This window comes from Chlorobium sp. (assembly GCF_049593655.1).
Lineage (GTDB): Bacteria > Bacteroidota > Chlorobiia > Chlorobiales > Chlorobiaceae > Chlorobium.
The window spans coordinates 1-8,828 of sequence record NZ_JBAWHG010000013.1 but is presented as its reverse complement, the minus strand read 5'-3'; the positions used below and the strand labels follow the sequence as shown (position 1 = coordinate 8,828).

Sequence of the window (8,828 nt, the reverse complement as noted above, 5' to 3'; positions counted from 1 at the left end):
CTCAACGACAGCCGGGGAAAACCGGTTGTCCGCATCACCAGCCCGGAGCTGGACAGGATGGTCCGCTTCGCCAGGGTGTCGATTTCCCACGACCGCCACTCTGCGGTAGCCATGGCGATTATAGAGTTTGGGATTGTGGGCAGTGAGTAGGTTCCGGGTCCCGTAGGGACGATATATCGGTAGAACGGTGCATGCCCATCAAATATGGATTTTGCGGGTGTGTCGCCGGGTTTTTACCCGGCGTTACCGTTATGTCGCTCCTCCGGAGCTTGAAGAGGCGTGGGTGGCGGGTTGTGTCTACCGATATGGCACCCCTAACGGGGTTTGAAGAGAAGATGGTATGCGGGTGTTCAGTCCCGTAGGGACGGTATATCGGTAGAACGGTGCATGCCCCCCCAAGTAGGGGGTTTTTTATTTCCCCAGTCCCGCAGGGACGGCATGTCGGCAGAGAGAGGGCATCCCCCAATATGGATTTTGCGGGTGTGCCGCCGGGTTGACACCCGGCGTTACCGATATGTCGCCCCGATGGGGCTTTGAAGAGAGGGGATAGGGGTTGTGTCTACCGATATGGCACCCCTGCGGGGTTAGAAGAGAAGATTGCATATCGGTAGCGCAGGGTGAAACCCTGGGACCCGCAGGGACGGTATATCGGTAGAATCGGGGGGCCTCCCAATATGGTTTTTTTTATCCCCCTGGGGCCCGCAGGGACGGCTTGTCGGCAGAGGGAGGGCATCCCCCGGAAACAGGGGCTTTTTTTAAACGTGGCGTGAAGTGTGTATGTTTCACTCTTTGTAGAGTCCGGGGAGAGTTATATCTTTTGTCTTTCGATTGTATTCATAAAACCAATGTCCGGTTCATGCGTATTTTAACATTTACAGGTAAAGGCGGCGTAGGTAAAACCAGTGTTTCGGCTGCAACGGCCGTCCGTCTGTCCGAGTTGGGGCATCGCACCCTTGTGCTTTCAACCGATCCGGCTCACAGCCTGTCGGATTCATTCAACCTGGCTCTCGGTGCGGAACCGACCAAGATCAAGGAGAATCTGCATGCCATCGAGGTTAACCCCTATGTCGATCTGAAGCAGAACTGGCACTCGGTACAGAAATACTATACGAGAATTTTCATGGCCCAGGGCGTCTCCGGCGTCATGGCCGACGAGATGACCATTCTTCCCGGCATGGAAGAACTTTTCTCTCTCCTGCGCATCAAGCGCTACAAAACCGCCGGACTCTACGACGCGCTTGTGCTCGATACCGCTCCGACCGGTGAAACCCTCAGGCTGCTTTCGCTTCCCGATACGCTTTCGTGGGGAATGAAGGCGGTCAAGAACGTCAATAAATATATTGTACGGCCGCTCAGCAAGCCGCTTTCGAAAATGTCCGACCGGATCGCCTACTATATTCCTCCCGAAGATGCCATCGAATCGGTCGATCAGGTGTTCGACGAACTGGAGGATATCCGCGAAATTCTTACCGACAACGAGAAATCGACGGTCCGTCTTGTCATGAACGCCGAGAAAATGTCGATCAAGGAGACCATGCGCGCGCTGACCTACCTGAATCTTTACGGTTTCAAGGTGGACATGGTTCTGGTGAACAGGCTGCTCGATACCAACGAGAACAGCGGTTACCTGGAGAAGTGGAAGGGCATTCAGCAGAAGTATCTCGGCGACATCGAGGAGGGATTCTCGCCGCTGCCGGTCAAGAAGCTGAAAATGTACGATCAGGAAGTTGTGGGCCTCAAGTCTCTGGAGATGTTTGCCCGCGATATGTACGGCGATACCGATCCCGCGGATCTGATGTACAACGAACCGCCGATCAAGTTTGTCAGAAACGGTGACATTTATGAGGTTCAGCTGAAACTCATGTTCGCCAACCCTGTCGATATCGACGTATGGGTTACCGGCGACGAACTTTACGTGCAGATCGGCAACCAGCGCAAGATCATTACGCTGCCCATAAGCCTTACCGGTCTGGAACCGGGTGATGCGGTGTTCAAGGATAAATGGCTCCACATACCGTTCGATCTCAACCATCAGGGCCAGCATCAGCGCCAGCGGGAGTTCAATAAAGTTTGACCCTGAAGCTGAATGGCTGTTTGTTTGATGAGTGGAATTTTATTAATTTTTACCATACGTCAGACATTGTCCGACATACGCTTAACAAACATGAAAACGGGGCATCGCCACAGCGAGGCCTCAATTTAACCGGAGAGTAACCATGTCAGAATCCTATCAGAAACTTCGCAAGGACTTCAAAGAGCTTGATTTTACCGATCGTCTCACCTTTCTTGCCGAAAGCGTGCTCCTGACCGGACAGAGCGCTGTTGTCGGCGGTCTCGAACTTGCAGGCAGCGTTGTTGAAACCGTTACCGGCACCGTCGGTTCCCTGATCGACGCAACGGGTGTCGGCAACATGCTCGGCCGTACCGGTGGTGTTGTCGGTGAAACCATCGACCGTGTCGCAATTACCGTGAAGGATGTTTCGCGGTCCGCAGGCGAGCTGTACAGCGATGCCGTCAAAAATGTCGAGAACGTTACCGATAATGCAGCCAAGGCTCTCGGCGACGCAGGCGTGAGCGCTTCGGAAGCCGTGAAAAACATCGCCGGTTCGTTCCAGAAGACCACGGTGAAAAAATAAGATGAACCGATGCCCTCGCAAGGGTCTCTGAATTCTTTGTTTGTGTTTTTGTTTTTATTCCCGTAAATTGAAACAAGGTTTCTATTTCCAATTCAGGTAGATTTCCAATAATTAAATTCCAAAAGGAGGAATTATGAGTGGTGGAGGTGTATTTACCGATATCCTAGCAGCCGCCGGCCGTATCTTTGAAGTTATGGTTGAAGGTCACTGGGAGACCGTCGGAATGCTGTTTGATTCACTGGGCAAAGGTACCATGAGAATCAACCGCAATGCTTACGGCAACATGGGCGGTGGCGGTGGAAGCCTCCGCGGGTCATCACCTGAAGTTTCAGGTTATGCCGTTCCCTCAAAAGCAGTTGAATCGAAGTTTGCAAAATAAGCAGACTCCTGATGCTGTATTGAATCGAGGCAGTGTAAAGCTCAGGCTTTCACTGCCTTTTTTGTTTTCCCCCCGTTTCTTTTCCGGGCAGTTGGCGTGCCCTTCCGTGATCCTTGTGCAGCCAGTGCGCCGGGCTTTTGCGTTTCCGGCAGGGCCTCCGGTGAAAGCAGATCGCTCAGGCCGGAATCTGTTTGCGGCAGAGTTTCTCTTTCTTCCCATATTTTATTAGATTTGACGTTCAACTGATAATAAGTGCAACGCGATCCGACACGGGTAATGGCTACTATTTCCTTATATGTTTCCGGACAGACAGAGCTGAACGATGTCAATGAGTTTTTTCAGAAGAATCTCATGAATGCCGGAGAAAATCCTGTAGCGTTTTTTGACGGGGTTTTCTATGAATCTCATCAGGAGCGTGTAGGTAATATTGTTTTTCAGGACTATCTGATCTACACCGACAAGGCGGTTTACCTCTGGGCAAGAGGCTCCAACAAGGACTACCTCGACCGCTTCAATCTCGGCACGGTTTCCGTGAACAGCCGGAACAAGGACAGCGATTTTGCGACGCTCAATCTCAAGATCAGGCGTGAGGAGAAAGAACCGGTTTACGTGATTTTCGACATGGTCGAAATTCGGGAGGCCGAACTGATTACCACCCTGCATACCGTTATCGAGTCAACCATAGAGGATGCCCTCGGGCTGAATTACCGGAAGGAGATTCCCGATGCCATAGCGATCAGGGTTCTTCAGGCCGGAAGAAATATCTGTCCCCAGCAGTCGGTTTCCATCGCTCTGGCGGAAGGACCCGCGCCGCGTCAGGAAAGCAGCATCGGCTACGGCCAGGACCTGCTCGAACAGTACAAGGCATCGATCGGTTATCCTCCCCAGGACGAGGCTTCGCAGGAGTACGCGTCGCATCAGCAGCGGGGCGGGGCTCCGGGACGTTCCGGTCAGCCTTCGCATGGAAATCCTGCCGCGGATGCCCTCAAAGGCCTTGAAAATATTCTGCCTGCCGATCCGGCGTCACTGAAAAGAATCGCTTCTTCAATAAAGGATATGGTTGGCGAGGCTCCCTTCAAGCTTCGCGACCAGGTCATGAAAGATCTGCAGCATGTGCCGGGCGACGTGGCTACGGTGCTGACGGCGCTCAATGAACTGCTCGCCAACATTGCGGGGAATCCGCAGGCCGAGCGTTTCGTGATGACGGCCATTACCACTGCGGTGAGAAACGACGGGGTTCTGGGTTCCATCGGCAAAATGCTCAAGCTTACTACCGGTTTCGGCGGAGGTAAAAAACAGCCGTCACGTCCGGCGTCGGGAAACGACCGGCATGATCGCGACGATGACGGTCCGCGCGGCGACCGGCGCTCCTCTTTTGACGACGACGACGACAGCTCGACCATCCGCAGGAAAAAAATAAGCATCAGGGATGATTCCCCTTCGGGTGGCTCAGGCATGTTTACAGGTGATCCTGCCGACGACTCGGGCCTGCCTCTGCCGGGTGAACGCAGCCGCAGGAGCAGCGTTCCCGAAGATGATGCCGATGACGGCGTGAAGCGCAAGAAAATAAGCATCAAGGCCGACGACGGTTCGGCTTCATCGGCATTGCTCAAGGATATGATGACGATGGATACGCCCCCTCTGGATGCCCCTCCGGCTTCGAGGCCGGAAAGAGAGTCCGGGATAGAGGCGAGGCAGGAAACAGCCGAGCCGGAGGTGCGCCGCAAGAAAATAAAGATTGTGGCCAATCCCGGTGATGCGCCGGTGATGGCTTCGCTGTCCGAACCTGCCGAACAGGATGAGCTGATGGCGGCGCTGTCTTCCGTTGAAGAGGAGCGTCCGGTTCAGCGTAAAAAAATTGCCATTGTTTCCGACAAGCCCGAAAACGATGAGCCGGCAATTTCTGAAGAGATGCTTGCCGGTGCTCTTGGAGAGCCGCCGGTTCAAGGTCAGGGTTCGGGGGTTTACACGACCATCGAGTCCGACTCCAGGGCCGCCCAGGCTTCCGAAAGTGAAGGCGCCGTCGAAAATCCGGCAGCATCGGTCGAACCCGGCGCCGGCGGAGATCCGTCGCAATCCGGGGAACAACCTGTGAAACGTACAATCAAGATCAAGTCTACTCAATAGTTCTGTAAACAACATGAGAATTATTCTTTATCTCGGTAAGGGCGGGGTTGGAAAAACCACCGTCTCGGCTTCGACGGCAACGGCAATCGCCCGGCGCGGAGAGCGTGTGCTGATTATGAGCACTGATGTGGCTCACAGCCTTGCTGATGCATTCAGCGTGGAGTTGAGCCAGAATCCTGTTGAGGTCGAAAAGAACCTCTTTGCCATGGAAGTGAATGTCCTTGCTGAAATCAGGGAAAACTGGAACGAACTCTATTCCTATTTTTCCTCGATTCTCATGCATGACGGTGCAAACGAGGTTGTGGCCGAAGAGCTTGCCATCGTGCCCGGCATGGAAGAGATGATCAGCCTCCGCTACATCTGGAAGGCCGCAAAATCAGGCAAATACGATGTCGTCATCGTCGATGCCGCTCCGACAGGTGAAACCATGCGCCTGCTGGGTATGCCTGAATCCTACGGATGGTATTCCGACAAGATAGGCGGCTGGCACTCCAAGGCTATCGGATTCGCCGCACCCCTGCTTTCGAAGTTCATGCCGAAAAAGAACATTTTCAAGCTGATGCCCGAGGTGAACGAGCATATGAAAGAACTGCACGGCATGCTGCAGGATCAGAACGTCACTACCTTCCGCGTCGTGCTCAACCCCGAGAACATGGTCATCAAGGAAGCGCTTCGGGTGCAGACCTACCTGAACCTGTTCGGCTACAAGCTCGATGCCGCCGTGGTCAACAAGATTCTTCCGACCAGCTCCGCAGACCAGTATCTGCAGAGCCTGATCGATATTCAGCAGAAGTATCTGCGCGTTATCGACAACTGTTTCTACCCGGTGCCCATTTTCCGTGCCCACCAGCAGACTGCCGAGGTGATCAATACCGACCGTCTCCATGTGCTGAGCCAGGAGATTTTCGGCGACAAGAACCCTGCTGCGGTGCTTTACAGCAACGACAAGACCCAGACGCTGGAGAAAGTGAACGGGAAGTATGTGCTGAGCCTCTATCTTCCCAACGTCGAGGTGACGAAGCTCAATGTCAACATCAAGGGTGACGAACTGCTTGTCGATATCAACAACTTCCGCAAGAGCATTATTCTGCCGAACGTGCTGGTTGGCAGGAAAACCGAAGGTGCAGACTTTGCCGCAGGCAACCTGAGCATCACCTTCGCCAACTGATTGTTCCGGAACGCTCTTTTGCATATTACGGCTTTCAGCGGGCAGCATCCGGAATGCTGCCCGCTTTTTTTTTGCCCGCCCGGAATGCTGGAGGAATGGGACATATGAGACAGATAGGACGGATGAAAATCCTCAGGAATCAGTTCCGGGAGTTCCATAGGTCACATACCTCCTGTCTGTCCCATTTTAGGGTTTTCAGGGTAGGGCTACCCCCTCGCGCAGCCGCACCAGAACCGAGCGGTCCGGACAGGTGACGAGGAGCGATGAAACCGGGCAGTGCAGGACGGGGTGCGGGGGATCGTCGAGGTCGAGCAGCGGGATGAGCACGAACATGCGGTTCGTCAGCTCCGGGTGCGGGATGGAGAGCACGCTGCTGTGCATGGTCAGATCGCCGTAAAGCAGGATGTCCAGATCGATCACTCTCGGGCTCCATCTGATGTACTGTTCCGGTCTGCCGAGATTGTGTTCTATGGCTTTGCAGTGGGATCGGAGGTTTTCGGGTGAAAGCGCGGTTTCAAGCCGCACAACCCCGTTGTAGAACCGATCCTGTTCGGTTACGCCTACCGGTTCGGTCATGTATATTTCCGATACTCCGGTAACGGCCGTTTCCGCCATCCGGTTCAGTAGTCCGACGGCCTCCTGAAGATGTGCGAGCCGGTTGCCGATATTGGACCCGATGCCGAGATAGACGGTATGACGGGGTATGGGTTCAGGCTCGTGAGGCCGAGAAGCATGCTTCTGCATAATCGCAAATTCCGTTCAGGGGAGGATTCCGTTTTCTGACCTTTATGGTGGCGGCTTCGAGGATTGGAAAGTCACCGAGCAGCTCATGCACGATATCGCAGGCGACCGCCTCGATCAGGTAGTAGCGCTTCTGGGTCAGCACCGCATTGATTTTCTGGTAGACGATGCCGTAGTCGATGGTTCTGGTGATGTCGTCGAGAGCTGCGGCCTGGGTGAAATCGAACACCAGTTCGGCATCGACCTCGTATTTGGCTCCGACCGCATGCTCCTCCTTGAGCACTCCGTGGTGTGCATAAAAGACGAGATTGACCAGTCTGACCGATGAGCGGGTTGTCATGTTCATAACGGATTGGTAGAGGTGAACCTGTACGGATCGAGTTCTGTAATGTGGGCAACAAACCGCTAAACTCAAAATGCTCTCTCACGATGGTTTTCCGCCGGCGGTTCCGCAAGACCGGATTCATGGAAAAATGTTACCTTGTGGTTACGTTGGGTCAACTTCCTGTGATACTTTTGAATAGCTATTTCCGATAAGATATGTCGCATACCGTTTCTGATTTTTATGCAGGATGCCGTTCGCGGGCGGTTATCCTCGCTCTCGAGGAGGACCGTTACACCGGCGACGTCACCTCCCTGGCCACCATTGAACCCGGCCAGCAGGGGCATGCCGTCATCAAGGCCAAGGCAGGCGGGATCCTTGCCGGCGCTTCTGTTGCCGAAGAGGTTTTCAATGCCTGTGATCCCGGCCTGAAAATAGTTTTTTTTCACCAGGACGGTGACCCGATTCAGTCGGGGAATGTCGTTCTCGAAGTGTCGGGGAGCGTCGCTTCGCTCCTGATGGCCGAGCGCACCGTACTGAATTTCATGCAGCGCATGTCGGGTATCGCTACGCGGACGAACGTCTATGTCCGTAAGGTGAGCCATACCGGAACCGCCATTCTCGATACCCGCAAAACCGCTCCCGGACTGCGGTATTTCGACAAGGAGGCTGTCCGTATAGGGGGGGGGATGAACCACCGGTTCGGACTCTTCGACATGATACTCATCAAGGATAACCATATCGACGCCTCCGGAGGCGTTGCCAATGCCATCAGAAGCGCTTTCGCATACCGGACGGGAAAGCGGCTCGATGTGAAGATCGAAGCGGAAGTCCGTTCGCTTGAAGAGCTTGACGAAGCTCTTTCCTGTGGCCCTGATATCATCCTGCTCGACAATTTTTCCGTCGATCTGCTCAGGGAGGCGGTTGCCATTGCACGCAGGGAGTCTCCACTTGTGAAGCTCGAGGCTTCCGGAAACGTTGGACTGCACAACGTTGTAGAGATTGCCGAAACCGGCGTTGACTTCATTTCGATCGGCGAACTCACCCACAGCGTGACGGCGCTCGATCTTTCCATGACCATAGCCTTTACCTGAAGCCGCATGGAGATAGGGGTGGACATCGTGGCGCTCGATCGGATCCGTAATGCCTGGACCCGTTACGGAGCGGCCTTTCTGAACCGTTTTCTTACGGAAGACGAGGTTTTGTACTGCCTGGAGAAAAAAGATCCGGTGCCGTGCGCTGCCGGGAGGTTCGCCGCGAAAGAGTCCTTGGTAAAGGCCCTCGGTACGGGCATTTCCGGGCCTGTACACTGGAAGAGCTTCGAGATTCTCAACGACAGCCGGGGAAAACCGGTTGTCCGCATCACCAGCCCGGAGCTGGACAGGATGGTCCGCTTCGCCAGGGTGTCGATTTCCCACGACCGCCACTCTGCGGTAGCCATGGCGATTATAGAGT

General features: G+C 54.4%; 9 protein-coding genes. 7 read left to right on the top strand and 2 right to left on the bottom strand.

The window, feature by feature from the left end; genetic code table 11:
* The first annotated feature begins 856 nt into the window (after positions 1-856).
* The 5 genes from WBP50_RS01785 (at position 857) to WBP50_RS01765 (ending at position 6,310) form a co-directional block, all read left to right on the top strand.
* Positions 857-2,074, top strand: coding sequence for a TRC40/GET3/ArsA family transport-energizing ATPase (locus tag WBP50_RS01785; RefSeq protein WP_423931351.1), 1,218 nt, complete (start codon positions 857-859; stop codon positions 2,072-2,074).
* 142 nt (positions 2,075-2,216) lie between these two features.
* On the top strand, positions 2,217-2,636 hold the full coding sequence (locus tag WBP50_RS01780) for a chlorosome protein C (protein ID WP_423931350.1): 420 nt from the start codon (positions 2,217-2,219) through the stop codon (positions 2,634-2,636).
* Positions 2,637-2,769: 133 nt separating this feature from the next.
* Positions 2,770-3,015: a bacteriochlorophyll c-binding family protein gene (locus tag WBP50_RS01775; RefSeq protein WP_331561084.1), complete on the top strand. Its 246-nt coding sequence runs from the start codon at positions 2,770-2,772 to the stop codon at positions 3,013-3,015.
* Positions 3,016-3,291: 276 nt separating this feature from the next.
* Positions 3,292-5,142, top strand: a complete 1,851-nt coding sequence (locus WBP50_RS01770; protein WP_423931349.1) for a hypothetical protein — start codon at positions 3,292-3,294, stop codon at positions 5,140-5,142.
* Between the two features lie 13 nt (positions 5,143-5,155).
* Positions 5,156-6,310: an ArsA family ATPase gene (locus tag WBP50_RS01765; protein ID WP_423931348.1), complete on the top strand. Its 1,155-nt coding sequence runs from the start codon at positions 5,156-5,158 to the stop codon at positions 6,308-6,310.
* Between the two features lie 195 nt (positions 6,311-6,505).
* Here the strand turns inward: WBP50_RS01765 and folK are convergent, their stop codons facing one another.
* Both folK and folB read right to left on the bottom strand, forming a co-directional pair.
* Positions 6,506-7,054, bottom strand: coding sequence for a 2-amino-4-hydroxy-6-hydroxymethyldihydropteridine diphosphokinase (gene folK / locus WBP50_RS01760; protein WP_423931347.1), 549 nt, complete (start codon positions 7,052-7,054; stop codon positions 6,506-6,508).
* Complete coding sequence (folB, locus tag WBP50_RS01755; protein WP_423931346.1) at positions 7,020-7,397, bottom strand: dihydroneopterin aldolase; 378 nt, start codon at positions 7,395-7,397, stop codon at positions 7,020-7,022. Before folB ends, folK begins: the two co-directional genes overlap by 35 nt.
* A gap of 194 nt (positions 7,398-7,591) precedes the next feature.
* Here folB and nadC point away from each other — a divergent pair, with 194 nt between their 5' ends.
* A complete protein-coding gene (gene nadC, locus WBP50_RS01750; protein ID WP_423931345.1) occupies positions 7,592-8,467 on the top strand; it encodes a carboxylating nicotinate-nucleotide diphosphorylase in 876 nt (291 codons plus the stop codon).
* Positions 8,468-8,473: 6 nt separating this feature from the next.
* A partial coding sequence (gene acpS, locus WBP50_RS01745) for a holo-ACP synthase (RefSeq protein ID WP_423931344.1) occupies positions 8,474-8,828 on the top strand: 355 nt, incomplete at its 3' end.

Coding starts and splice junctions, on each gene's coding strand:
- WBP50_RS01785 (WP_423931351.1), top strand. CDS start 857: ATGCGTATTTTAACATTTACAGGTAAAGGCGGCGTAGGTAAAACCAGT.
- WBP50_RS01780 (WP_423931350.1), top strand. CDS start 2,217: ATGTCAGAATCCTATCAGAAACTTCGCAAGGACTTCAAAGAGCTTGAT.
- WBP50_RS01775 (WP_331561084.1), top strand. CDS start 2,770: ATGAGTGGTGGAGGTGTATTTACCGATATCCTAGCAGCCGCCGGCCGT.
- WBP50_RS01770 (WP_423931349.1), top strand. CDS start 3,292: ATGGCTACTATTTCCTTATATGTTTCCGGACAGACAGAGCTGAACGAT.
- WBP50_RS01765 (WP_423931348.1), top strand. CDS start 5,156: ATGAGAATTATTCTTTATCTCGGTAAGGGCGGGGTTGGAAAAACCACC.
- folK (WP_423931347.1), bottom strand. CDS start 7,054: ATGCAGAAGCATGCTTCTCGGCCTCACGAGCCTGAACCCATACCCCGT.
- folB (WP_423931346.1), bottom strand. CDS start 7,397: ATGAACATGACAACCCGCTCATCGGTCAGACTGGTCAATCTCGTCTTT.
- nadC (WP_423931345.1), top strand. CDS start 7,592: ATGTCGCATACCGTTTCTGATTTTTATGCAGGATGCCGTTCGCGGGCG.